General features: G+C 54.0%; 24 protein-coding genes and 1 other RNA gene. 9 read left to right on the top strand and 16 right to left on the bottom strand.

Going from position 1 to position 23,506, the window contains the following annotated elements; all coding sequences use genetic code 11:
- Positions 1-9 precede the first annotated feature (9 nt).
- Positions 10-771, top strand: a complete 762-nt coding sequence (locus tag P1U47_RS08180; RefSeq protein ID WP_301028231.1) for an NRDE family protein — start codon at positions 10-12, stop codon at positions 769-771.
- Positions 772-782: 11 nt separating this feature from the next.
- Here P1U47_RS08180 and ptsP read toward each other — a convergent pair whose 3' ends face one another.
- Together ptsP and rppH are read right to left on the bottom strand one after the other, a co-directional pair.
- Positions 783-3,053 (bottom strand): phosphoenolpyruvate--protein phosphotransferase, encoded by a 2,271-nt coding sequence (ptsP, locus tag P1U47_RS08175; protein WP_301028397.1) that lies wholly within the window; start codon positions 3,051-3,053, stop codon positions 783-785.
- Positions 3,053-3,565, bottom strand: coding sequence for an RNA pyrophosphohydrolase (gene rppH / locus P1U47_RS08170; RefSeq protein WP_301028230.1), 513 nt, complete (start codon positions 3,563-3,565; stop codon positions 3,053-3,055). Before rppH ends, ptsP begins: the two co-directional genes overlap by 1 nt.
- Before the next feature lie 166 nt (positions 3,566-3,731).
- Here rppH and P1U47_RS08165 point away from each other — a divergent pair, with 166 nt between their 5' ends.
- Positions 3,732-4,385 (top strand): HAD family phosphatase, encoded by a 654-nt coding sequence (locus P1U47_RS08165; protein WP_301028228.1) that lies wholly within the window; start codon positions 3,732-3,734, stop codon positions 4,383-4,385.
- Positions 4,386-4,470: 85 nt separating this feature from the next.
- On the opposite strand, the gene gcvH is transcribed toward P1U47_RS08165, so the two are convergent.
- From gcvH to P1U47_RS08130, 7 genes are all read right to left on the bottom strand, one after another.
- On the bottom strand, positions 4,471-4,857 hold the full coding sequence (gcvH, locus tag P1U47_RS08160) for a glycine cleavage system protein GcvH (RefSeq protein ID WP_301028227.1): 387 nt from the start codon (positions 4,855-4,857) through the stop codon (positions 4,471-4,473).
- A gap of 72 nt (positions 4,858-4,929) precedes the next feature.
- Entirely contained in the window at positions 4,930-6,555 is a 1,626-nt protein-coding gene (locus P1U47_RS08155; protein WP_301028225.1) for an iron ABC transporter permease, read from the bottom strand.
- Positions 6,556-6,576: 21 nt separating this feature from the next.
- Positions 6,577-7,596: an extracellular solute-binding protein gene (locus P1U47_RS08150; RefSeq protein WP_301028224.1), complete on the bottom strand. Its 1,020-nt coding sequence runs from the start codon at positions 7,594-7,596 to the stop codon at positions 6,577-6,579.
- 205 nt (positions 7,597-7,801) lie between these two features.
- The gene (locus tag P1U47_RS08145; protein WP_301028223.1) at positions 7,802-9,031 is read right to left on the bottom strand and encodes a UbiH/UbiF/VisC/COQ6 family ubiquinone biosynthesis hydroxylase; all 1,230 of its coding nucleotides are present in this window, start codon (positions 9,029-9,031) and stop codon (positions 7,802-7,804) included.
- Entirely contained in the window at positions 9,031-10,287 is a 1,257-nt protein-coding gene (gene ubiH / locus P1U47_RS08140; RefSeq protein ID WP_301028222.1) for a 2-octaprenyl-6-methoxyphenyl hydroxylase, read from the bottom strand. The genes P1U47_RS08145 and ubiH overlap by 1 nt, the downstream gene beginning before the upstream one ends.
- Complete coding sequence (gene pepP / locus P1U47_RS08135; protein ID WP_301028220.1) at positions 10,274-11,605, bottom strand: Xaa-Pro aminopeptidase; 1,332 nt, start codon at positions 11,603-11,605, stop codon at positions 10,274-10,276. The genes ubiH and pepP overlap by 14 nt, the downstream gene beginning before the upstream one ends.
- A 92-nt stretch (positions 11,606-11,697) precedes the next feature.
- Entirely contained in the window at positions 11,698-12,279 is a 582-nt protein-coding gene (locus P1U47_RS08130) for a UPF0149 family protein (protein WP_301028219.1), read from the bottom strand.
- 233 nt (positions 12,280-12,512) lie between these two features.
- Here P1U47_RS08130 and P1U47_RS08125 point away from each other — a divergent pair, with 233 nt between their 5' ends.
- From P1U47_RS08125 to P1U47_RS08110, 4 genes are all read left to right on the top strand, one after another.
- Positions 12,513-12,686, top strand: coding sequence for a TIGR02449 family protein (locus P1U47_RS08125; protein WP_231856169.1), 174 nt, complete (start codon positions 12,513-12,515; stop codon positions 12,684-12,686).
- A complete protein-coding gene (locus P1U47_RS08120; RefSeq protein WP_301028218.1) occupies positions 12,683-12,991 on the top strand; it encodes a cell division protein ZapA in 309 nt (102 codons plus the stop codon). Before P1U47_RS08125 ends, P1U47_RS08120 begins: the two co-directional genes overlap by 4 nt.
- A 52-nt stretch (positions 12,992-13,043) precedes the next feature.
- A non-coding RNA gene (gene ssrS / locus P1U47_RS08115) (6S RNA) lies at positions 13,044-13,224 on the top strand.
- A gap of 73 nt (positions 13,225-13,297) precedes the next feature.
- The gene (locus P1U47_RS08110) at positions 13,298-13,915 is read left to right on the top strand and encodes a 5-formyltetrahydrofolate cyclo-ligase (protein WP_301028217.1); all 618 of its coding nucleotides are present in this window, start codon (positions 13,298-13,300) and stop codon (positions 13,913-13,915) included.
- 9 nt (positions 13,916-13,924) lie between these two features.
- On the opposite strand, the gene ilvA is transcribed toward P1U47_RS08110, so the two are convergent.
- Both ilvA and P1U47_RS08100 read right to left on the bottom strand, forming a co-directional pair.
- The gene (gene ilvA / locus P1U47_RS08105; protein ID WP_301028215.1) at positions 13,925-15,442 is read right to left on the bottom strand and encodes a threonine ammonia-lyase, biosynthetic; all 1,518 of its coding nucleotides are present in this window, start codon (positions 15,440-15,442) and stop codon (positions 13,925-13,927) included.
- Between the two features lie 93 nt (positions 15,443-15,535).
- Positions 15,536-15,742 (bottom strand): hypothetical protein, encoded by a 207-nt coding sequence (locus P1U47_RS08100; protein ID WP_301028214.1) that lies wholly within the window; start codon positions 15,740-15,742, stop codon positions 15,536-15,538.
- Between the two features lie 123 nt (positions 15,743-15,865).
- On the opposite strand from P1U47_RS08100, the gene rpiA reads away from it, so the two are divergent.
- Positions 15,866-16,537, top strand: a complete 672-nt coding sequence (rpiA, locus tag P1U47_RS08095; RefSeq protein WP_301028213.1) for a ribose-5-phosphate isomerase RpiA — start codon at positions 15,866-15,868, stop codon at positions 16,535-16,537.
- A gap of 81 nt (positions 16,538-16,618) precedes the next feature.
- Here the strand turns inward: rpiA and P1U47_RS08090 are convergent, their stop codons facing one another.
- Together P1U47_RS08090 and P1U47_RS08085 are read right to left on the bottom strand one after the other, a co-directional pair.
- Positions 16,619-17,284, bottom strand: coding sequence for a fumarylacetoacetate hydrolase family protein (locus P1U47_RS08090; RefSeq protein WP_301028212.1), 666 nt, complete (start codon positions 17,282-17,284; stop codon positions 16,619-16,621).
- A 15-nt stretch (positions 17,285-17,299) separates the two neighbouring features.
- Entirely contained in the window at positions 17,300-18,709 is a 1,410-nt protein-coding gene (locus P1U47_RS08085; RefSeq protein ID WP_301028211.1) for an FAD-binding oxidoreductase, read from the bottom strand.
- A gap of 92 nt (positions 18,710-18,801) precedes the next feature.
- Between P1U47_RS08085 and serA the strand changes: the two genes are divergently transcribed.
- Both serA and P1U47_RS08075 read left to right on the top strand, forming a co-directional pair.
- Complete coding sequence (serA, locus tag P1U47_RS08080; RefSeq protein WP_301028209.1) at positions 18,802-20,028, top strand: phosphoglycerate dehydrogenase; 1,227 nt, start codon at positions 18,802-18,804, stop codon at positions 20,026-20,028.
- A gap of 47 nt (positions 20,029-20,075) precedes the next feature.
- Entirely contained in the window at positions 20,076-20,447 is a 372-nt protein-coding gene (locus tag P1U47_RS08075) for a hypothetical protein (protein WP_301028208.1), read from the top strand.
- 148 nt (positions 20,448-20,595) lie between these two features.
- Here P1U47_RS08075 and P1U47_RS08070 read toward each other — a convergent pair whose 3' ends face one another.
- From P1U47_RS08070 to P1U47_RS08060, 3 genes are all read right to left on the bottom strand, one after another.
- A complete protein-coding gene (locus P1U47_RS08070; protein ID WP_301028207.1) occupies positions 20,596-21,540 on the bottom strand; it encodes an alpha/beta hydrolase in 945 nt (314 codons plus the stop codon).
- 130 nt (positions 21,541-21,670) lie between these two features.
- Complete coding sequence (locus tag P1U47_RS08065) at positions 21,671-22,399, bottom strand: hypothetical protein (RefSeq protein WP_301028206.1); 729 nt, start codon at positions 22,397-22,399, stop codon at positions 21,671-21,673.
- A gap of 136 nt (positions 22,400-22,535) precedes the next feature.
- Positions 22,536-23,306: an SDR family NAD(P)-dependent oxidoreductase gene (locus P1U47_RS08060; protein ID WP_301028205.1), complete on the bottom strand. Its 771-nt coding sequence runs from the start codon at positions 23,304-23,306 to the stop codon at positions 22,536-22,538.
- Positions 23,307-23,506 lie beyond the last annotated feature (200 nt).

Here is a 23,506-nt window from a genome sequence, read left to right as displayed (position 1 = left end):
GTAGTGTCCATGTGCCTGATTTTATTGTCTTGGCAACAGTTGCCAGACCAGCCACTCATTATTGCCGCTAATCGTGACGAATTTTATTCACGCCCCACCCTCGCCGCCGACTTCTGGCCAGATTACCCACAAATTTTAGCTGGCCGCGACCTTGAATACGGCGGCAGCTGGCTGGGCGTTAGCCGCAACGGCCGCTTTGCCGCGGTCACCAATCTTCGCGACGCTGAGGGTTTGGGCGACCGCAGTCGTGGCGATCTCGTCAAAAACTTTCTACTCAGCAGCGACGACACCCCCAGATACCTCACACAACTAGAACTAGAAAAATCTGAATACCGACCATTTAACTTTATCGCCTTCGATGGTGTAGAGCTCGGCTACAGCAATAATATTGAGCCAAGCTGGGCGCTACTGCCGCCAGGCACTCACGCCATAGGCAATATCCCGCGCAGTAGTCGCAATGAAAAAACGATGAAAGGGGAGCGTGATTTGAATTCCGTGCTGACGACAGCCACAGATCACCACCAGCTGCTGGCCATGCTCCAAGACCCTAGCAGCAGCGGCCATCACGAGGAGGCAATCAACCTTGCCTTATCCAGCCGCTTTGTGAACGCCAAAGACCTCTGCTACGGCACCCGTTCTAGCAGTATTGTTAGCCTCGGCCTAGACGGCCACTGGGACTTTTGGGAGCAAATTTATAATACCGACCCACAACAAGCCGAGTTTTTAAAACCGCAGTCCCTAAAGCACTTTTGCACTAAACCCACAGCTTAGCGCCAACGGCACTATACGCCGCCTGACGTCTGCTGCAGTAAGCGCTCCATGCCAATATTAATCATAGCTTTGCGCAGCTGGGCCTTAACCTCGTCGGCAGTATCTACCAACATCACCCCATCGAGCAGACTCTGTAAATCCTCAAAACGACAGCTGCGAATAACCGCCTTAACCCGCAACAAACTATTGTCGTTCATCGACAGCATATCGTAGCCCATCGCCATCAAGATCAAAGCTGCCGCAGGATCTCCGGCCAACTCTCCGCAAATCCCTACCGGTTTACCCTCGGCATGCGCGGCGTCGACGACCTGCTGCAAACTGTTCAACACCGCCGGATGATAAGCGTGATAAAGATCGGCAACTCGGGTGTTATTGCGATCAACTGCCAGCAAATACTGGGTTAAATCATTTGAGCCCACCGACAAAAAATCGACCCGCCGCGCCAATTGCCGCGCCTGATAAACCGCTGCGGGCACTTCAACCATGACCCCAATCGGTGGCAGATTAATATCCCAGCCATCTTCCAGCAACTCTTCGTAAGCCCTGCGCACCAACTCTAGGGCCTCATCCACTTCCTGCACATTGCTGATCATCGGCAACATAATGCGCAAATTATTTAAGCCTTCACTGGCCTTAAGCATCGCGCGGACCTGCACGAGAAATATTTCTGGGTGATCCAAGGTCACCCTGATTCCTCGCCACCCCAAAAAGGGATTTTCTTCTTCAATCGGGAAATACGGTAAGGCTTTGTCGCCGCCAATATCCAAAGTCCGCATAGTGACCGGCAGTGGCGCAAACGCCAGCAGCTGCTCGCGGTAAATTACGCGCTGCTCCTCTTCGCTGGGAAAACGCTCACGCAGTAAAAAAGGAATCTCGGTGCGGTATAGACCCACCCCTTCGGCGCCTCGATCCAGCGAGCGGGCAACATCTGCCATCAAACCGGTATTAACCCACAGCGGCATGCGGTGACCATCTAAGGTTTCGCTGGGCAAATCGCGCAGCGCTTCCAAGCCCTGGTTCAGGGCGTGATCTTCCTCAGAGACTGAGCGAAAATGCTCATACACTTCGGGCGTTGGATTATAGTGAACGTAACCCGAATAGCCGTCGACAATCAGATTGGCATTTTCGATTTGGGTATAAGGTAAATCACTCGCGCCCATTACCGTGGGAATACCCATGGCTCTAGCCAATATCGCCACATGAGAGTTACTTGAACCCCGCACCGACACCATGCCAACCAGCTTTTCGCGGGGAACTTCACCCAGCATCGACGCAGTGAGTTCTTCACCGACTAAGATTGTTCTTTCAGGATAATCTGGCGGCTCGATATCATTAGCCTGCAGATAGGACAAAACCCGCCGACCCAAATCCTTTATATCGGTGGCGCGCTCTTTAAAATAGGTGTCTTCCATCATCTCAAAAGCGCGAATATGGCTAGACATCACCTGGCTCAAGGCACCCTGCGCCCACTCGCCGCCCTCGATTTTTGCAACAACCTCGGCCACCCACGCGCCATCGTCCATTATCCGTAAATAGACATCGAATAAGGCGTGTTCATCTGCCGGCAATTGGGTGAGCAATTTATCACTGAGCGCGCGAATATCGCTGCGCACCGCATCTAGTGCAGCGGTAAAAGCACCTAACTCTGCCGCCACATCGTCACATTGACGGCGCGGTACCGAATGTAACTCGGCCATTGGCACCACTACCGCCGCTTGACCAATCGCCACACCAGTGGCACCGGCAATACCTTTGAAGGATGCGGTAGCGCCCACTGTGTTTTGGGCGGTATTAATAGAACCCGTCGCGCGGGCGTGGGCAATTACCCCAGCTAACTGCGCCGACATGGTCACTAGAAAGGCTTCTTCATCTTCATCAAAGCGGCGGCTATCTTTTTGCTGAACAACCAACACCCCCATAACCGAGCGCTGATGAATAATTGGCGCCCCCAGAAAAGAGTGATAATGCTCTTCACCGATGCCGGGTAAAAACAGAAAGTTGGGGTGTTTCTCGGCGTGATCGAGGTTTACCGGCTCTTCCCTGCGCGCCACCAAACCCACCAAGCCCTCGTCGGGCCCCAAGCTGACTTTGCCGATAAGCTCTGGGTTCAGGCCTTGGTTGGCCATAAAAATTAAACGCTTGGTATCGGGGTCGCGCAAATAAACAGTGCACACCTCGGTGTCCATCACCTCGGCAATACGGCTTACGATAATATCCAATGCCGATTGCAGATCGCCGGCGGCATTTACGGCCTGAACTATGCTGCGTAGCGCTTCGAGCATCATCGCAAGTCACCAATAACAAGGCCGCTGTCTTTAACTAAACGGGCATGACGCGGCGCCAACTCTTTCATGGCGCGGCGGTAAACTTCTCGCTTAAATGCCACCACTTGCCCCAGCGGATACCAGTAGCTCACCCACTGCCAGTGATCAAACTCAGCCTTATCGCCGCAATCAAAGCTCACTTTGGCATCGTCGGTTTTCATTTGCAGCAGAAACCACTTTTGTTTTTGGCCAATACAGAGGGGTTTGTTTTCGCGACGAATCAAGCGCTGCGGCAGGCGATAGCGCAACCAGCCCCGCGTGCAGGCCAGCATATCGACGTCGTCTTCGCGCAGCCCTACCTCTTCATACAACTCGCGATACAGCGCTGCCTCAGGCGACTCACCCTCGTGAATGCCACCCTGGGGAAATTGCCACGCGCTTTGACCTACTCGGCGCGCCCACAAAACTTGGCCACGCTCATTCGCAAGCACGATGCCAACATTTGGGCGAAATCCATCCGAATCAATCACAACTCACCTACAGGTTTGATTTTATGTCTGTTTTCTATTGTTCCACAAATTGACCACACTGGGAATTCACCAAACGAAGTCTCGCGTGGAAAGGTGAAATAAGCGCCAGCAGACGCTATGCTAGCGGGCTGCGTAGCTCCCCCCACTCATTGGAAAACAATTTACTATGGCACTGGCAATTTTTGACCTCGACAACACCCTGCTCGGCGGCGATAGCGACCACGCTTGGGGGGAGTTCTTAACCAGCGAGGGCATTGTCGACAGCGCTGAGTTTCAACAACAGAACGACGAGTTTTACCGCCAATACCAACAGGGCGGCTTAGATATACACGCCTACCTAAGTTTTGCGCTAGCTCCCTTGAGCCGCTTTTCCAGCGCCGAGCTAAATAAGCTACACCAAACCTTCATGGCCAAATACATTGCGCCGCTGCGTCTGCCCAAAGCCGACGCACTGATCAAGCAACATCGCGATGCCGACGACTTCCTTATGATTATTACCGCGACCAATAGTTTCGTCACGGGGCCCATTGCCGCCGCGCTCGGGATTGACACCCTGCTCGCCAGCGAAGCCGAAATCATCCACGGTCGCTATACCGGCAAGCCGACTGGCACACCCTGTTTTCAAAGCGGTAAAGTTCAGCGTTTAGAAGAATGGCTAGCAGCCAACAATAAAAACTTGGACGGCAGTTACTTTTACAGCGACTCTCACAATGATTTACCGCTGCTCAAGGTAGTGGACAAACCCGTTGCTGTCGACCCCGACGACAAACTGCGCGCTTACGCCGTTGAGGCCGGCTGGCCAGTGATTAGCTTGCGGTAAAAACGCGGCGATCCTAGCAAATTATTATATTTGTAACTAAGCGGCCAATGGCCGCTTAGTTACTGCAACACAACCGCCGGCTAGATTACTCGTCGCACTGCTCGTCGTAGGCTTCGGCGTCGAGCAAATTATCCAGCTCGCTAAGATCCGAAGGCTGAATGCGGAAAAACCAACCGTCGCTATACGGATATTCGTTTACCGTCTCGGGGCTTTCATCAAGGGCTTCGTTCACTTCGATTATTTCGCCAGACACCGGCGCGTATATATCCGACGCCGCCTTCACCGACTCAGCTACCGCGGCTTCATCGCCGGCAGAGTATTCAGCGCCCACTTCCGGCAGGTCGATAAACACGACATCACCTAGTGCGTTCTGAGCGTGGTGACTAATGCCCACAGTAACCGTGCCGTCTGACTCAAGACGGGCCCACTCGTGGGTGCTAGCGTATTTCAATTCGCTGGGGGTATTGCTCATTTAAGGCCGTCCTCTAAAACGTAGGCGTAAGATGGGCGCATTTTAACGCCGCTGCCGATAAATACAAAGTGCTCAGTGACGACTTTGACGGATACTGATTATCACTGGGATTAATCCCGCCGCTACCAGCGCCAATGCGGGCAGTGCCGCAAGCTGCCACTGGCCCTCAGACGTCATTTCATATATCCGCACCGCCAAGGTATCCCAACCGTAGGGCCGCAATAATAGCGTAGCAGGCATTTCTTTCATTACATCAACAAATACCAGCACGGCTGCAGTTAACAAACCTGGCCGCAACATCGGCAAATAAATTCGCCACACTAGCGCGCCACCACTCGCGCCCAAGGTGCGCGCCGCCTCGGGCAGGCTCGGTCGAATACGCTCCAAACCCGACTCCAGCGGGCCGCTCGCCACCGCCAAAAAGCGGATCCAATACGCGGCCAACAGCGTTAGCAATGAGCCCACCAACACCGGTGCCGGCGTCATTCCAAATAGCCGCTGCAGAGGAATCAGAAACTGATTATCAATATAGGTGAAAGACAACATAATACCCACCGCCAGAACCGAGCCCGGCAGGGCATAGCCCAATTGCGCCGAGCCAAAGATTGCACTAAGGCGGCTCTTTTGCCGACGATTAAAGGCCAGCACGAGCGCCAGCGCCACCGTAATTAGGGCCGCAAGGCCAGCCAGCGAAAGGGAGTGCTCTAACAATTCAAAAAACCGGCGATCCAGCTGCGCCGATCCCGCGGCGACGGCCCACGACACTAATTGCACTACTGGCAAAAGGAACGCTAGCAATAAAACCAGTGAACACACCAAGGTCATTAACCACGCGGTAAATGGCGCGACGGTAAAGCGAAAACGATGTTGCAGCCGAGCGCCCTGCACAAAGCGGCGGCCGCCCCGCGAACGGCGCTCTGCAAACAGGGTCAGCGCCACAAACAGCAACAAAATAGAGGCCAACTGGGCCGCAGCCTGCAAATTAAAAAAGCCAAACCACGATTTATAAATGGCGGTGGTAAAGGTGTCGTAATTAAAAATGGCCACCGTGCCGAAATCGGCAAGAGTTTCCATCAAGGCCAAACTCACCCCCGCGATAATCGCGGGCCGCGCCATGGGCAGAGCAACGCGAAAAAATGCCTGCCAGCCGTTACAGCCTAAAACCCGCGCGGCTTCGATGGTATCGCTGCTCTGGGACAAAAATGCGCTGCGCGCCAACATATACACATAGGGGTAGAGCACCAGCGAAAACACCACAATCACTGTGAGCTCGCTGCGCACATCCACACTGCCGTAGGCTTGGCCAATATTGGCCCGCAAAAAACTCTGCAGGGGGCCGCCAAAGTCAAAGAAACCGAGAGTAACAAAGGCCATAACATAAGCCGGCACCGCCATGGGCAGCATCAACAGCCACTCAAACCACGCTCGCCCAGGAAAGTCACACATCACCGTAAACCACGCCAAGGCGATGCCCAGCACGCTTACCGAGATGCCCACCCCCACCAACAAAGTCAGCGTATTGGCGAGCAGCCCGCCCAATTGGGTGGCAATTAAATGCTGCCAAATATCGGTTTGCTCAGACGACCAGCTCAGCACAATCACCAAAATCGGCGCGAGCACGCCCAACACAGCCAGCAGACCGACGCCGCGCAATAGCCACACCGCCGCACCCACACCGCGCTGCGGTGTGGGCGTCATTGCCAGCCCTAAGCTCTGCACTTAGCGATAACCCACGCGGTCCATCATTTTGATCGCCTCGCCCTGCAAGCGACCGGCCTCGCCAATTGGCATGGTGTCAGCGCTAAAACTACCCCACTGCTGAATCAGGGCCGATGGCTCGGTCGCATCATTAACAGGGTATTCTTGGTTTAAACTCGCAAAATCAAATTGCGCCGCCGGCCCAGACATCCACTCCAGCAGACGCTGTGCCTCGGCCTTATGCTTGCTAGCCTTGGTTACACCCGCCCCCGAAATATTGACGTGCACACCTCGTCCAGCAGCACCTTCACCCTGCTGATTCGCCCAAAACAAACCAATGGCTAAACTGGGGTCATCGGCCAGCATTCTGGCCAAATAATAGGTATTCACCAAACCGACGTCGCACTGGCCGGCATCAATCGCCTCAATAACTTTATTGTCACTTGAAAACGGCGCCACCGCTAAATTGTCCACCCAGCCGCTAACAACCTCTTCGGCCCTTTCTTTACCTAGGGCGACAATCAAACTAGCCACTAAGGATTGGTTGTAGACCTTTTTTGCGGTGCGCAAACACAGGCGACCAGACCACTGCTCGCTGGCAAGATCTTCATAAGTCGACAGCTCTTCCGGCTTAACCCGATCAGAGGCGTATACAATGGTGCGCGCCCGTATGGAAACGCCATACCAACGCCCCTGCTCATCGCGCAGCGCTGGGGGCACATTGGCCTTGAGGGTTGCCGACTCAATTGGCGCTAACACACCTAACTCCGCCGCCTGCCATAAGTTGCCGGCGTCGACGGTAATCAGCATATCAGCGGGAGAGTTTTCGCCCTCAGCGCGCATCCGCGCCAACAGTGGACCGGCTTCATCGGTGACATAGCGAATACGAATGCCAGTTTCTTTGGTAAAGTCGTCAAAAATAGGTTTGATAAGCTGTTCAATGCGCGAGCTGTACACGACGAGTTCGGGACCTGTCGCACTGTCGGCGGGAGGCGTATTGCGACCGCAGGCGGCTAAACCCACTGCTATCAAAATTGTCACTAGCCGTGCCGCGATTCTAAACATCATCAACGCCTCTCATATCAAACTCGGGCGTAGATGATAATTATTATCATTAAAATTCTCAATGACTTCCGCGGATAATTCAAAATCAACAAGGCATAGCGATACCAATTTAGGCGTAACACCCACGCCCGGCTTCCGACACCTCTTTGCGTCTACCGCCCTCGTCAAGCCTACTGCAACATCACAGTGGCCCAGAAATGCCCATCGCTTTTGCGATAATCTGTCGCTTTAAAGGCAGCGCCTTATTCAGCCAAGTCATGCCGGTGTTACGCAGCAAACGCAGGGGCATAACTGGGGTCTCAAATAAATGCTGAAAGCCTTCCATCATGGCCATCATCGCCAAATTACCGCCTTTGCGACGGCGCTGATAACGCGACAAAGCGCCGGAGTCGGTGAGGCTTAGGCCCCGTTCGCAGGCGCGACGACACTCCTCGGCCAAGACCATGGCATCTTGAAAACCGAGGTTTATTCCTTGGCCGGCAAGGGGGTGAATGGTATGCGCAGCATCGCCAAGCAACACAACCCCTCCGCTCACATAATCGGCGGCATGGCGCTGGCGCAGCGGAAAACTTACTCGCCGACTACAAGCCACAATATTCCCCAAGCGGTGCTCAAACTTGGCGCCCAGCTCCCGACAAAAGGCGTCGTCATCCATGGCCATTAATTGCTCGGCCTGCTCGGGCAGCGCCGACCACACAATGGAGCAATAGCGCTGCTCGCCCGCCGTGTCAGGCAAGGGCAGGAATGCCAGCGGCCCCTCAGGCTGAAAACGCTGCCACGCGGTATTCTTATGGGCCTCTGCGGTTTCAATGGTCGCCACAATCGCGTGATGATGATAATCCCACTCGCGGGTTACAAAGCCGGCCCAGTCGCGAATTCGCGAATTGGCGCCATCGGCGGCAACCACCACGGAACTGCGCAGCACGCGGCCATCGGCCAAGCTTAGCGCCACGCCGCCGCTTTGCTGCTCCATCGCCGCCACCGGGCAGGCAAAATAGCATTTCACCCCCGCCAATTCTCGCAGATGATTAATCAGCGCTGCATTGAGCAGGCGGTTTTCAACAATATGCCCCAGCGCAGCGCGCTTCACTTCGCTGGCGGCAAAGTGAATACGCCCTGTGCCCTCGCCGTCCCACACCTCCATATCGGTGTAGGCGCAGACTCGGCGATCACTAATCTCAGACCACACCCCAAGCTGCTCGAGAAACTCCCGCGAACCTTCGGTGAGCGCGCTCACCCGGGCGTCGTAATCGACTACGCTCTCTTCCAACGGCGGCCAGCCGTCGCGCACAGCCTGCCCCTCAACCAGTGCAATTTTGAGCGGCAAATCGGCCAGCGCCACGGCCAGTGCAGCCCCCGCCAAACCGGCGCCAACAATAATTAGATCAAATTCAGCTATGCTTGCCGACATTACCAAGACTCCGCTGACGAACCGGGCATAATGCCCGCAGCTCGGGCCACAAACCGCGACTTAGCCGCTGGCGTGACATCTAATAACAATAAACCCAAATTGCGCACCACACTCAACACCGGCTGCCGGTTGCTGAAAATACCCGTGAGCTGATCGGAAAACGCCGTGGTCACGCGCTGGTCCACTTCCTGACTCGCGACATAGCCCTGCAATAAACCCAAGCTGCCCAACTCGCGGCCCTCGCGCTGCGCCGTTGCCAGCATGCGACTCAGGCAATCCACATCGCGCAGCGCTAAGTTAAAGCCCTGCCCTGCCACGGGGTGCAATGAGTGCGCAGCGTTGCCCAACACCACTACTTGGCGCCGCACCTGCTCGTCGGCCTGCATTAATTGCAGCGGGAAGGAGGCCCGCTGCCCGACTTTTTGCAATCGCCCCAAACGGTAGCCAAAATTGCGCTGTAATTCGGCCAAAAATTCCGACTCCGACCAAGCCATGACCTCCTCTGCCATATTCTCGGGGAAGGTCCACACGAGGGCCGAGCGCGATTGGCCACTGCCATCATTAACCAACGGTAGCAATGCCAGTGGGCCACGCTCGGTAAAGCGCTCAAAGGCGCAGCCATTGTGGGGCCGCTCAGTGGCCACATTGGCAATGACCGCGACCTGGTGATAGTCAGCAATTGTTGCGGAAATCCCCAACTGAGCGCGCAAACCTGACTCTGCGCCATCGGCTACCGCCACCAACTGGCTCGTAATATCGCGAGACGCTTCACCGTCGAGTATCGTCAAGTTTGCATAGCCGTCGGCGATCTGAATACCACTAACCTTGGCAGGCGATAAAAATTCAATATTAGTATGTTGCCGCAAATGGTTGAGCAAGACATTGCCCAGCCACATATTTTCGACCACATAACCCAAGGCTTCCCAGCCTTGGCTTTCTGCGGTCATTAGCACACTGCCAAAATGGCCACGGTCGGAGACATGCACTTGGGAAATGGTGCCCAAGTGCTCGCTAAGCAAGGACCAAACCCCAAGCTCTTGATAGATCTGCCGACTACCAAAAGACAATGCTGAGGACCGAGCGTCAAAACTCGGCCGATAGGCTGGCACACCAGACTCCGCCAAGGGTGGCAAAGCAAAACTCTCAACCACCAACACCCGCAGCTTGCCGCCACTATGAACATAGAGACTCAAGGCCAGGCTGGCGCCAACCATGCCGCCGCCAGCAATAACCACATCGTAATCAGTGTGCGGCAAGTCGGGCCTCCGCCATCAGCGCTTCAATTTCATCCGCTTCCTTAGGCACCGCCGAGGTTAATATCTCGCAGCCGGTTTTGGTAACAACAACATCGTCTTCAATGCGAATGCCAATGCCTCGCCACTTGGCGTCAACACTGAGATTATCTGGCGCCACATAAATACCTGGCTCGACCGTCATCACCATGCCCTCTTCCAGCACCCGCCACTCACCGCCAATTTTGTAGTCGCCCACATCGTGCACATCCATTCCCAGCCAGTGGCCAGCACGATGCATATAAAAGGGGCGGTAGGCCTCACTGGCAATTAAGGCATCGACCTCGCCACTGAGCAGGCCTAGCTTAACTAGGCCCGCAGTAATCACGCGCACGGTGGCATCGTGAGCCTGATTCCAGTGATTACCGGCTTTGATCGTGGCAATCGCGGCTTTTTGCGAATCCAGCACTACCTCGTAGAGGGCGCGCTGCTCTGGCGAAAAACGGCCATTGGCTGGGAAGGTGCGGGTAATATCCGCCGCGTAGTAATGCAGCTCGCAACCGGCATCAATCAAAACCAAGTCGCCGTCGCGAATCTCGCAGCTATTTTCCACATAATGCAGAATACAGCCGTTTTTACCGGCACCAACAATCGTACTGTAGGCGGGATAACGGGCGCCATTGCGGCCAAATTCGTGGAGTATTTCGGCCTCTAACTGATATTCAAATACGCCAGGACGACACAGGCGCATTGCTCGGCAATGGGCCTCTGCCGAAATTTCACCGGCGCGGCGCATCACTTTTTGCTCAGCGGCAGATTTATACAAACGTAAATCGTGCAGATGGTGATCTAGGTCCAGAAACTCACCAGGAGGCTGGGCGCCGGTGCGCACCTTAGAGCGAATCACATTCACCCACTGCATCACTTGCTGATCAAATTCGGTGTGGCGGCCCATGGCGTAATAGACCCGCTGGCGCCCTTCTAATAGCCCCGGCAGAATGTCGTCAATATCCGCCACAGGGAAAGCGTCATCGGCACCGTACTTGGCACAAGCGCCTTCTGGGCCGGCGCGATAGCCCGTCCACAATTCCATGGCCGGATCGCGGTCGCGGCAAAACAACACCACTTCGCCATTGGCCCGACCAGGCAGCAACACCAGCACTGCATCGGGCTCATCAAAGCCGCTGAGGTAATAAAAATCACTGTCTTGACGAAAGGGGTATTCGGTGTCGCTATTGCGGCTCACCATTTTGGCAGCAGGAACAATGGCTATGCTGCCCGGCTCCATCAAAGCCATTAAATTTTTTCGGCGGCGGGCAAATTCCTGCATGCTTATCGTCATGGGGTTCTCATCATTAGTTAAAACACGGCGGCTATATTGTACTGCCGAGCTTATCACAACCGCTGGCAGCGCCATGGCTGTGACCGAGGAATTTAGTGCATGCGGCCGTCGGCATTTTCCGCAGCATGGCCAACTGAGGGCGCATTGCACTCAACAAAAATCGTCATTGCGGCAATGCGCACGTATTCGCTCACCGCAAAATAATCCTGCTCGCCCTGTTCGTCATCGCCTTCATCGGCGGACACTTGGGCAATGGCGGCAATATCGCTAATCGCCTCGGTAAGGTCCTCGGAATAATTTTTATCATCTCCGGTCTGCTGCTTGCCGGCCATGGCAAAACCGGTCAAAAAGCCCTGACACCACTGACCAAGGCTGGCAATGCGCTGATCCAAATCAAACTCGTCGTCGGGCAACAGCAGTTCCAAGTCCATTTCACCGGACTCCAAGCTCAATAAAGCCGTGCAATACACGGTATAGAGCGCATCGCTCTGCTCGGGGTTTGGCGCTTCACAATCCAATAAGTCCACGCAGTGTTGCAGCCAGCCGTCCTGTTCTAAACGACCGCCAACCGAAATAAAACCTGCGGCATAGCCGTGCAGTTCAGCGGGCGGTTGCAAGGCACCGAGGCTGAGAAAAAGATTAGCGAGATCGTCGTGCTCTAAACTGGCGGCCATGAGAATAAATCCATCAATACATATAAGCCCGCAATGGTAGCGCTGCGCCGCCATAAAATCGACTTTCTAATGCGATGAGCAATAATGCCTTGTGGCGCGCCATCATCAATTCCGGCGCAACGTAATTGCATTGACCCACATACGAGCCACACTCTACTATAATCCGATCTTTTTCTGAGTACGGACGCGGTCTAAGTATGGATGAGCGACAGTTGCAACTTGTGGAACGAAAAGTGGACGAGCTTGTCCAGTTGTGTGAACAATTAGACAAAGAAAACCGCGCACTTAAAGCCGATGCAAGACACTGGCGTACCGAGCGCGAACAACTGATCGAAAAAACCGATATTGCCCGCGCCAAGATTGAATCCATGATTCAGCGGCTGCGTGCGCTGGAGAAAGAATCGTGAGCACCCCGACCGTCATCATAAAAATTCTCGACAAAGAATACCAAGTTGCCTGCCCACTAGAAGAGCAGGGCGCGCTAATGCAAGCGGGCCAATTTCTTGACCAAAAAATGCGCGGTATTCGCACCTCTGGCAAGGTCGTTGGCCTAGAGCGCATCGCCGTTATGGCCGCGCTGAACATCAGCTATGAAATGCTGCAAGCCAAGAAAAATGCCACCCCCAGCGAAGCCGAAACTAGCGCGGTAAATCGCATCAACAATAAAGTAGACGAAACCCTGCACCGCTGCCGGCAATTGGATATTAGTTAATTCCCTTACGCTCCTGCCCTATTATTGGGCCAAAGCTGGCGTTATACTGACCGCCACCCTGGGATATTTGCTAGGCCGTCTAGACCCCTGAGCCGATGCTTTTATACCCGGAGTGTTCCAGCCGAGATCCGTGTGCATGTCCGCTTGTCGGAAAGCCTAAAGATCTCGCGGAGTACTCCACCTTGAACCGCTGGGTTCAAGGGCCACGCGGCCAGCGGTATCTTGGGGCTTTTCTACCACACTTAGTTCTACTCTGTATTCCCAAACGCTTATCCAGACTGCGCATTCAGGCGCTATAATGCGGCTATGAACTCAGCGCTTAAAAACCAACTTCGCCAAAGCCTTAGAGCGCGCCGACGACAAATCAGCGCCGCCCAGCAGCAATTGGCCGCCCAGCAATTAATGCAGCGCATTATCAAGCTCCGCGCTTATCGCCGCGCCCGTCATATCGCCGCCTACCAAGCCAGTGACGGCGAAATTTCGCCCGCTTTGTTATTGCGCCACGCCACTTTACAACACAAAACTTGTTACTTACCCCGCATCCACGTTGGCGGCGCGGGCCAAAAATACATGAGTTTCCAGCGCTACCACCCTCGCCAAGCGCTGCGCTTAAATCGCTATGGTATTGGCGAACCCGCGGGGCTGCGCTATGGCGCAAGGTCGCCCAAAGAATTAGATATTGTACTGGTGCCCCTGGCGGGCTTTGACAAACACGGTGGGCGACTAGGCATGGGCGGCGGTTTTTACGATCGCTGTTTTGCCTTTAAAAACCGTAAGCCACAGCGCAAACCGCTGCTGATCGGCATCGCCCATCACAGCCAAGAGGTTTCTGCGCTGCCGATCGATGCTTGGGATATTGGCCTAGATGTGATTGTTACCGACCGCACCATGATCCTTCCTCGGCGCGGTCGGGGTAAGCGCTAACCGCCGTACTTAGCTCAAAAACAGCTTGTAGGCGGGGTTATTACTTTCTTCATGATAGGGATAGGCCAGCTGATCAAGGAAGGCTTCAATTTCCTTGCGCTCGCCGTTAACCGCCTGCAATCCTACCAACACTCGACCATAAGCCGCACCGTGATTGCGGTAGTGGAACAGGGAGATATTCCAGCGATTGCCCAGCTTGGTCAGAAAATTCATCAGCGCGCCGGGCCGCTCGGGAAACTCAAAGCGATACAGCAACTCATTTTCTACCGCTGCGGGGCGATGACCGCCGACCATGTGCCGAATATGGAGCTTGGCCATTTCATTATCGGTAAAATCCGCCACCGGATAATCTAATTGCTGTAGCGCCGCAACCAATTCATTGCGATCGCCGCCGCCCGCCGCCACCGACACCCCAACAAAAATCTGGGCATCGCGATCATCGCTATAGCGGTAGTTAAACTCAGTAATATTGCGCCGCCCCAGCGCCGCACAGAATTTTTTAAAGCTACCCGCCCGCTCAGGAATGGTGACGCTGAGAATAGCCTCGCGCTGCTCGCCAATCTCGGTGCGCTCGGCAATATAGCGCAGACGATCAAAATTGGTATTGGCACCACTGTCGATGGCCAGTAGCGTTTGACCAGTGCAGTCATTTTCTTCGACGTATTTCTTTAAACCGGCAAGGGCGAGTGCGCCAGCAGGCTCCGCAATTGAACGAGTGTCATCAAAGATATCTTTGATTGCAGCACAAATTTCGTCGGTCGTTGCGGTCATGCAGCCGTCGATGGTTTTACGCAATACCCGAAAAGTTTCCTTGCCAATCTGCGCCACCGCAACGCCGTCGGCAAATATGCCCACCTCTGGCAGTATCGCCCGCCGACCTTTTTCCATCGCCAATTTCAAGCAGGCGGCATCTTCTGGCTCGACGGCAATCACTTTCACTTCGGGACGTACATATTTGATGTAAGCCGCCACCCCCGCCGCCAAACCGCCGCCACCAACGGGCACAAACACCGCATCTAAGGGGCCAGTGACTTGACGCAAAATTTCCATGCCCACGGTGCCCTGACCCGCAATAACTTCTGGATCGTCGTAAGGGTGAACGTAAACCATGCCTTTTTCTTCGACCAGCTTTTTGGCGAAGACCGAGGCTTCATCGTAGGTGTCGCCAACTAAAACCACTTTGCCGCCGCGAGAGCGAACCGCATCGACTTTAATTTGCGGGGTGGTTTTGGGCATAACGATAGTGGCCTTTACACCAAGCTTGAGCGCCGCCAGCGCCAAACCTTGCGCGTGATTACCCGCCGAAGCGGCCACCACGCCCTTGCGCCGATCCTCCTCGCTGAGGCTAATCATCTTGTTATAGGCGCCGCGCAATTTAAAAGAGAATACCGGCTGTAAGTCTTCGCGCTTAAGCAATACATTATTGGCCAAGCGCTTGCTCAGCAGTGGCATTTCATCCACTGGGGATTCAATCGCCACATCGTAGACACGGGCTTTGAGGATTTTCTTTATATAGCTTTGGGGCATCGCTTTACGCAGTCTCCATTAACACGCCAGCCGTGGCTGTAACGCAAAAATCACAGCGGGCAAGTCTACCGCGTCTCAAGCCAAAGCGCAGCATTAGCCGCCACCGCCGCCACATCCACAGCCCCGCCACTCTGCCATATCAGCCAATACCTGCAATTCCTCGGCAGGCCCCACCCCCGCACGATAGGCATCGAGATGCGCATCCACCGCGGAAGAAACTAACCATCCTAACTCGTCAGCCTCAGCCACACGCCGAAATTCCGCCAGCCAAGCCTCGTAAGATGGGTATTCAAGGTCCATACTCTTTGCTCCTATCGCTGTGCTCGTAAAGCCGATCCGAAATCCACCTCGCAATTGAGCGCTGCAAATTTTATAATTGCGGGTTCAGCACCTCCCGCAGCAAAGCCAAAACAAGGGCCAACCATGACACAAGATGAGCTAAAACTCGCGGTAGCTCAAGCCGCGATCGACCACATCAAGCCCGCTATTCTGAATGGCGAAATCATCGGTGTTGGCACCGGCTCTACCGCCAATTTCTTTATCGACCTTCTGGCCGAATTTAAAGATGACATTAAAGGCACCGTCGCCAGCTCCGAAGCCTCGGCCCAGCGCCTGCGCAAGCACAATATTGAAGTACTGGAACTGAACAGCTGCGGCACCATTGCGGTGTATGTTGACGGCGCAGATGAAGCTAATGAACGTTTAGAATTGATCAAAGGCGGCGGCGCCGCCCTGACCCGCGAGAAAATCGTCGCCGCGGCCAGCAAGCAATTTATTTGTATTGCCGACGGCAGCAAACTCGTTGACCGCCTCGGCGCCTTCCCCCTACCCGTAGAAGTCATCCCCATGGCCCGCAGCTACGTGGCGCGGGAACTGGTTAAACTCGGCGGCAATCCCGTCTACCGTGAAGGCGTGGTCACCGACAACGGCAATATCATTTTGGATGTTTACGACTTTATGATTGCCACCCCGCAAAAAACCGAAGAGCAGATCAATAATATTACCGGCGTGGTGACTAATGGCTTGTTTGCCTGCCGGCCTGCGGATGTGTTGTTGCTGGGAACGGCAGAAGGCGTGAAAACCCTTACCGCTTAATGCTGGACGGGAGACGGAAAACGCAAAGGCAGCGTACTGCTTTTATCTTAGCGTTTACCATCTCCCGTCAAGCGTCTCCCGCTAAAGCACTACCGTCTCCACCTTCAGCAAGCCTTCCAACTCACACAGCAAATGATCGCCACTGCACAGCGGCCCGACCCCTGCGGGGGTGCCGGTTAGCACGACATCGCCGGGCATTAAGCTAAAGTTGTGGCTGATTTCGCTGAGCAGGGTTTCGACTGAAAACAGCATATCGGCGCAGCTGCCTTGTTGTTGCACGCCGCCATTGCGCGTTAAGCGCAGCGTTAACGAGGCGAAATCCAAGTTTGGATCAAAGGGAATAAAGGCCGACAGGGGGCTGGCGCCATCGAAGGCTTTGGCGCGCTCCCAGGGTTGGCCTTTCTTTTTTAACTCGCTCTGCAAATCCCGTAGAGTGAGATCCAGAGCCAAACCAATGCCCGCAATCGCAGCGCGGCACTCGCTGGGCGCGGCCTTGCTTAAAGGCTGAGCAATGAGCAAAGCTAATTCCAATTCATGATGGCAGCTGCCATCGCCAGCGGGTAATTCCAATGGCTCGGCCATGGCCACCATGGCGGTGGCGGGCTTCATGAACAGCAGCGGCGTATCGGGAATGTCATTGCCCAACTCTTTGGCGTGCTCAGCGTAGTTGCGGCCAACACAGACCTGCTTACCCGGCGCGGCGGCAAATTCACTGCCGTCGATAAAGTGGTGACGATACAAATTCATTGGGGCCGCTCCGCCTTAATCGAATATTTTGCCAGGGTTCATCAAGCCTTTGGGGTCGAATATCTGCTTCACTTGGCGCATCAGGGCAATCTCCGTCTCTGAGCGCGAGTAAGTCAGATAGTCTTTTTTAAGTAGACCCACACCGTGCTCCGCCGATACGCTGCCGCCAAATTTCTCGACAATTTCAAACACCCCAATACTGACCGTGGCGCACTGAGCAAAGAAGGCCTCTTTATCTAGGTCATCGGGCTTGAGGATATTGAGGTGCAAATTGCCGTCGCCGATATGACCGAACCAAATAATTTCAAAATCTGGGTATTGCGCGTTGACCAAGGCCTCGACGGCTTCGAGAAAATCCGGCACCTTTGAAATCACGGTAGAGATGTCATTTTTATAGGGCGTCCACTTAGAGATCGTCTCGGAAATATCCTCGCGCAACCGCCAGAGGTTTTTCAGTTGCTCTAAGCTCTGGCTCATCACCCCGTCGCTAACCCAGCCCTCTTCCACGCAGGCTTCAAACAGGGCCATAGCCTGTGCCTCAACCTCATCGTTAAGGCACTCAAATTCCAGCAGCGCGTAATACGGGCAGACCGACTCAAAGGGCCGAGGCACTTTGCTGTGGGCCACCACTTTTTGCAGCGCCTGCTCAGAGAAGAACTCAAAGGCGGTCAGGTCCATCTCAGCCTGAAAGCGATTAAACAAATTCATAATGCCGTTAAAATCTTCCACACCCAAGACAAAGGCAGTGAGATTTTTGGGCTGACGGGTCAGCTGCATGGTGGCTTCAACAATCAACCCCAAAGTGCCCTCTGCACCAATAAAGAGTTGCCGTAAATCGTAACCCGCATTGTTTTTCAGCAGACCGCGATTCAATTCCAACAAATCGCCATTGCCGGTAACCACTTTTAAACCCGCTACCCAGTCGCGGGTCATGCCGTAGCGAATAACCTTAATACCGCCGGCATTGGTGGCGATGTTGCCGCCAATCTGCGAAGAACCCGCCGAGGCGAAGTCTACTGGGTAAAACAGGCCGCGATCTTCCGCGAAGCCCTGTAACTGCTCGGTGATCACGCCTGCTTGGCAAACCACGGTGCGATCAATGGGATCGAAGTCGCTGATATGACTCATATAATCGAATGACACCACCACTTCGCCGTTAGCGGCAACAGCGCCACCACTCAAACCGGTGCGGCCGCCCGAGGGCACAATGGCAAACTCTAGGGTATTAGCCAGTTTAACAATGGCCTGCACCTCGGCCACCGTGCGAGGGAAAACCACCGCCAAGGGGGCTGGAGTGTGGACTTTGGTCCAGTCGCGACCGTGGCTGAGCAGGATTTCAGCATCGCTGCGGACCTTGTCCTCGCCCACAATGGCTTGTAAGTCTTTAATTACGCTAGCAGAGGACGGTATTTGGCTCGCCGACATGGTAAAAATGCCTCTCAGAATCGCACTTGGGAAAGTGTAATATGATAACATACTGCGCTTTCACTTTACCTCAGAGTGGGGCTAGCAAATTCATGGCAAAAACATCCCTCGACAAAGCCAAAATCAAATTCCTGCTATTGGAAGGACTTCACCAGTCCGCTGTCGATGCCCTACACGCGGCCGGCTATACCAATATCGACTACTACCAAAAGGCCCTGCCCGACGAAGAGCTGAAGCAAAAAATTGCTGACGCCCATTTTGTTGGCATTCGCTCGCGCACCCAGCTCACCGCTGAAGTGCTAGATGAAGCGAAAAAACTGATTGCGGTAGGTTGTTTTTGCATAGGCACCAACCAAGTTGACCTGCAAGCCGCCACCGAGCGCGGGATTGCGGTATTTAATGCGCCGTTCTCCAACACTCGCTCAGTTGCCGAGCTGGTTATTGCCGAAGCGATTCTGCTAATGCGTGGGCTAGCCGAGAAAAACGCCGCCGCCCACCGCGGCGAGTGGATGAAAACCGCCGTTGGCTCCTACGAAATCCGTGGCAAGCGCCTTGGTATTATCGGCTACGGCTCAATTGGCATGCAGCTGTCGGTTATCGCTGAAAGCCTAGGCATGGAAGTGTGCTTTACCGACGTGGTGAATAAACTGCCACTGGGTAATGCCAGCCAAGTCAGCATGGGCGAACTGCTGGCAACTTCTGACATCGTCACCCTGCACGTGCCAGAAACCGTATCTACCCAGATGATGATGGGCGCAGATCAGTTTGCCCAAATGAAAACTGGCGCGATTTTGATCAATGCCGCCCGCGGCACCGTAGTCGACATCGACGCGCTCGTTAACGCCCTGCGCGACAACAAGCTCGCTGGCGCCGCCATTGACGTATTCCCCGAAGAGCCACGCAGCAATAATGACGAGTTTATCTCGCCGCTGCGCGAGTTCGACAATGTGTTCTTAACACCCCATGTCGGCGGCTCGACTGTAGAAGCCCAGCTCAATATCGGCATGGAAGTCGCCGATAAACTGGTCAAATACTCAGACAACGGCACCAGCACCTCGTCAGTCAATTTCCCTGAAGTTGCGCTACCGGCACACCCTGGCAAGCACCGTATTCTGCACATTCACCACAATGTGCCTGGCATACTCAGCGCGATTAACCTGATCTTTTCGGAGAACAACATCAATATCTCCAGCCAATACCTGCAAACCAGCGAGAAGGTTGGCTATGTGGTTATTGATATTGACGAAGCCTCTAGCGAATTTGCGGTAGAAAAACTGCTCGACGTGAAAGGCACTATTCGCTGCCGCGTCTTGTTCTAAACCACCTGCCGCGCTAAGCGACAGAAACTGCAAAGGCAACGCCATTTATGTCTGATATTTTAAACGCCGAACTCGCCGCCTTGCTCGATAAACGCGCACTGGTCGGCATCAGCTATTACGATATCAATGGCGACACCCTTCAGCAGCGCATGCTCGCTGGCACCGTGGTGCGGGTAACCGCCAAAGACGGCATTACCCTGCGCCAGAGTGACGAACAAGAATTCACCATTCCCTCCTCAACCGCGCCCTGGTTTATTGCCCCCGCGGGTAATTACAAAACTGGCGACGGCGAAGCGCTTAGCAACCCAGACTACCTAGTAACTTGGGATGTGCATCGCTGCCAAGACATGGACAAGCCGGAAGGCGAGCACCAGTGGTGGGAGTGGGTGGCAAATACCACGCCACCGTCGGTGGGTTGAGTTGCGGGAGGCGCTAGACGGGAGATGGGAGACGCTTAATAGCATTCGCTGCGCTCACATGGATACCTGCCTTCGCAGGTATGACTCCGAATTTTCGTAACGCGTCGCTATTTTTTGCGTTTACCGTCTCCCGTCAAGCATTCAGCGCCTACAAGTAATCATCACAGGCCTGCCACAGCTGCTCCCGATACACTTCGCTCTCTTTTGCTAAATGGTGATGGGCGCCAGGCACAAACACCACTTTGGCATTCGGAAACTTCTGCTTTATGCGCGGCAGATTATAGCGCCACTCGACGGTTTCATCGGCATCACCCTGCAAAACCAAAATTGAGCTATTCACCGGCGCTTGCTTAAGAAACCACGGCTGCCACTTTTTGAGCGCGCCAACCCAACTCAGCGGCAGGGTTCTGGCTTGCAGCGGGTCACGCTCGCGAAGGAACTCCAAAAAGGCTTGATCGTCGGAGTTATCGGCAAATTTTCGGGGTAAGCTATGAATAAAGTGCTTTAACACGCTGTGCGCCGGCTTGCCCCACCACCAATCACAGGGCTTTAATAAGGGCGCTAATAACACCACCCGCTCAAATTCAGCTTCGCCGCCACTGAGCAGATACGACATTAGCACCGCACAGCCAGTGCTTTGCGCTAGGGCAACTCTTCGGCTCGGCAGCCCAAAATCGGCAACAACCTTAAAGGCATCGCTCAATACTTGTTGATAGCACCTAAAATTATCGATGGCCGCTCGCTCACCACTCGACAGGCCGTGACCAGGCAAGTCATAAGCCACCACCGAGTAACCGTGCTTTAAAAAATAATTGACCACATTATTGAACAGTCCAACGTGATCGTAATAGCCGTGGTAAACAAAAGCCGTGCTGTGGGCGTTTGGCAGGCAAAAAACCTGCATGGCGATCCGCTCTCCCGCGCTATCAAAGCCGCCAAAGAGGTGTTTTAAACTGGGGTAATCCTGCTCGTAGGCAATGTCGTAATAGGCACTGTAAGACGCGGCCCAGGGCAACTGAGTAATTTCAGCGGTGACACTAATATCAGGAAGCGGGGGAATCGTTTTGGGGTCCAGCTCGGGCGACCAAATCATGGCTAGCAACACTCTATTTATTAACAGCGCAGCCAATATAAGCCAAGTGGCCAAAAATGTATCGCCAAAACGCAAAGACCCAGCAAACGCTGGGTCTCATCAATCACACTTAATTATTAAGCAGAAAGGCTTACTTTTTAAGCCAAAATTTATTTGGCTGGGGCATTACACCCAATTGAATCGCGCAATCGCGGAAGTTCCAGTAAGTGTACTCGCGCACCACTTTGCGATCTTTATAGCAGTGGAAGGTGATACCACGCGTGTGAGTGGTTTTGCCTTTAGCGGGCAGACCTAGGAAATCGACATTGTGCTGCGCTTTCCACACCCAGTTCATTACGCACCACTCGTCATAGGAGTGATCTGAACCCATTAAGGTATCTTTAGACCACATTGCCCACTCGTCAGGCGTATAGCCCTCTGGGGTATCTAGGCGAATTTGCGCGGCGCGATCACCGGCCATACCGCCGTCGTAGCGAATCACGTCAAACTGGTGAATGCCAACTGGCGAATCTTTACCAAAGGGCAAAAATGCTTGATAAAGCTCTTCTTTGTCCTGAATTGCTTGGAACAGGGTGATATCTTCAAACACGAAATCATCGGCGTAATAATCGACAATCGCCTCTGCGCCGCCAGTAAAGAATGTATCAATCCAATCTTCGCCGCTAGACATACCCATACGGCCAGTGCCTTTAAAGCCTTTCTCTGCCGCCTTGGCAGAGCTCATGCCAAATGCAGCAGAAGGTGCAACACCACCTACTAACAATGCGGCACCCGCTTTTTTCAGGAATGAACGACGCGCTTTAGTGTCGTTCTCTTGCGTTGCTAATTCACGGCCTTCTTCTAAATACCCCAGATGCATATTGCTTCTCCACCTATCATTATTTGTTGGCAAACCTGTCTTCACACTTATTGATTTATAGCTCAATAGATATTCTGCTATTAAGACAAGCTTGTCAATACAGCCTAGCAGGCCGAGGCGATTCTTCCTGCTCAGGTTATATAAATCTCTCAGCTTGAGACCTGAGACGATCGCGCAGTATCTGCCGGCTAGCCTGATCCGGCACGCAAATCACCTCGTCGCTGTCACTGTCGAGTTGCGCTAGGCTCGCGGCAACGACATCAGCGGGCGTCCACCACGCGGTGTCAGGCACCACACTGAGATTAAATCCGGACGCTGCCGCGCGGTGGTGAAAATCACTGCGGGTATAACTGGGGCATAAGCACTGTATTTTAATGCCATCGCCAGCCACCTCTAACTGCAATGCTTCGGAATAAGCATTGAGAAAAGCCTTGCTCGCGCCGTACACCGCGGCATTTTTTAAGGGCAAATAGCTGCCCACTGATGAAACATTAACAATGCGGCCACCACCTTGCGTTTTCATATACGGCAGCGCCGCGCGACACAGCGCCAAAGTAGCGTTGCAATGCAAATTCACCATAGCCTGCTGCTCGTCTAAATCTGCGTCGGCAAACCGGCCATGCGCGCCAACGCCCGCATTATTTATCAAAATGGTAACAGGACCCTGCTGACGAATCGCTTCCATCACCCTTGTCACGCCGATGTTGGTCACTAAATCAACAGCGAGGGTATAAATCGTCAGGCCCGCTTGGCTTAAGCTCTCCCGCAACGTCGTCAATTTACCCACGTCGCGCCCCACCAGTACCATCACCTTACAGCGCGACGCCAATTGCTCGGCAAATGCCTTGCCGATACCCGCCGACGCACCTGTTATTAAGGCAATCTCTGTTCGTAATTCAGTCGTCATATTGCAGCTAACCTTGTCTGAGCTCGGTAATAACAACGCAAGCAGGTCTCGCCCTCAGCGCTGTCGGAAAAATTATAATAAAGACCGTCATTCTGCCTTTTATCCCCCTAGACCGATACTGACAAGCCAGTAGTCAATGATAAGACCAGCGATTAGCAAAAATCTGCCATTTATTCACAAAATGTCAGTTACTATGGTCA

It is taken from the genome of Zhongshania sp. (assembly GCF_029212375.1).
Lineage (GTDB): Bacteria > Pseudomonadota > Gammaproteobacteria > Pseudomonadales > Spongiibacteraceae > Spongiibacter.
The sequence above is the reverse complement of the archived record's forward strand: the minus strand, read 5'-3'. Positions and strand labels throughout refer to the sequence as shown.

Coding starts and splice junctions, on each gene's coding strand:
- P1U47_RS08060 (WP_301028205.1), bottom strand. CDS start 23,306: ATGACGACTGAATTACGAACAGAGATTGCCTTAATAACAGGTGCGTCG.
- ptsP (WP_301028397.1), bottom strand. CDS start 3,053: ATGCTCGAAGCGCTACGCAGCATAGTTCAGGCCGTAAATGCCGCCGGC.
- P1U47_RS08085 (WP_301028211.1), bottom strand. CDS start 18,709: ATGTCGGCGAGCCAAATACCGTCCTCTGCTAGCGTAATTAAAGACTTA.
- P1U47_RS08090 (WP_301028212.1), bottom strand. CDS start 17,284: ATGAATTTGTATCGTCACCACTTTATCGACGGCAGTGAATTTGCCGCC.
- P1U47_RS08065 (WP_301028206.1), bottom strand. CDS start 22,399: ATGCATCTGGGGTATTTAGAAGAAGGCCGTGAATTAGCAACGCAAGAG.
- P1U47_RS08145 (WP_301028223.1), bottom strand. CDS start 9,031: ATGTCGGCAAGCATAGCTGAATTTGATCTAATTATTGTTGGCGCCGGT.
- P1U47_RS08110 (WP_301028217.1), top strand. CDS start 13,298: ATGAACTCAGCGCTTAAAAACCAACTTCGCCAAAGCCTTAGAGCGCGC.
- P1U47_RS08180 (WP_301028231.1), top strand. CDS start 10: ATGTGCCTGATTTTATTGTCTTGGCAACAGTTGCCAGACCAGCCACTC.
- ilvA (WP_301028215.1), bottom strand. CDS start 15,442: ATGCCCCAAAGCTATATAAAGAAAATCCTCAAAGCCCGTGTCTACGAT.
- P1U47_RS08070 (WP_301028207.1), bottom strand. CDS start 21,540: ATGATTTGGTCGCCCGAGCTGGACCCCAAAACGATTCCCCCGCTTCCT.
- pepP (WP_301028220.1), bottom strand. CDS start 11,605: ATGACGATAAGCATGCAGGAATTTGCCCGCCGCCGAAAAAATTTAATG.
- P1U47_RS08075 (WP_301028208.1), top strand. CDS start 20,076: ATGTCTGATATTTTAAACGCCGAACTCGCCGCCTTGCTCGATAAACGC.
- serA (WP_301028209.1), top strand. CDS start 18,802: ATGGCAAAAACATCCCTCGACAAAGCCAAAATCAAATTCCTGCTATTG.
- rpiA (WP_301028213.1), top strand. CDS start 15,866: ATGACACAAGATGAGCTAAAACTCGCGGTAGCTCAAGCCGCGATCGAC.
- P1U47_RS08100 (WP_301028214.1), bottom strand. CDS start 15,742: ATGGACCTTGAATACCCATCTTACGAGGCTTGGCTGGCGGAATTTCGG.
- P1U47_RS08165 (WP_301028228.1), top strand. CDS start 3,732: ATGGCACTGGCAATTTTTGACCTCGACAACACCCTGCTCGGCGGCGAT.
- P1U47_RS08130 (WP_301028219.1), bottom strand. CDS start 12,279: ATGGCCGCCAGTTTAGAGCACGACGATCTCGCTAATCTTTTTCTCAGC.
- gcvH (WP_301028227.1), bottom strand. CDS start 4,857: ATGAGCAATACCCCCAGCGAATTGAAATACGCTAGCACCCACGAGTGG.
- P1U47_RS08155 (WP_301028225.1), bottom strand. CDS start 6,555: ATGACGCCCACACCGCAGCGCGGTGTGGGTGCGGCGGTGTGGCTATTG.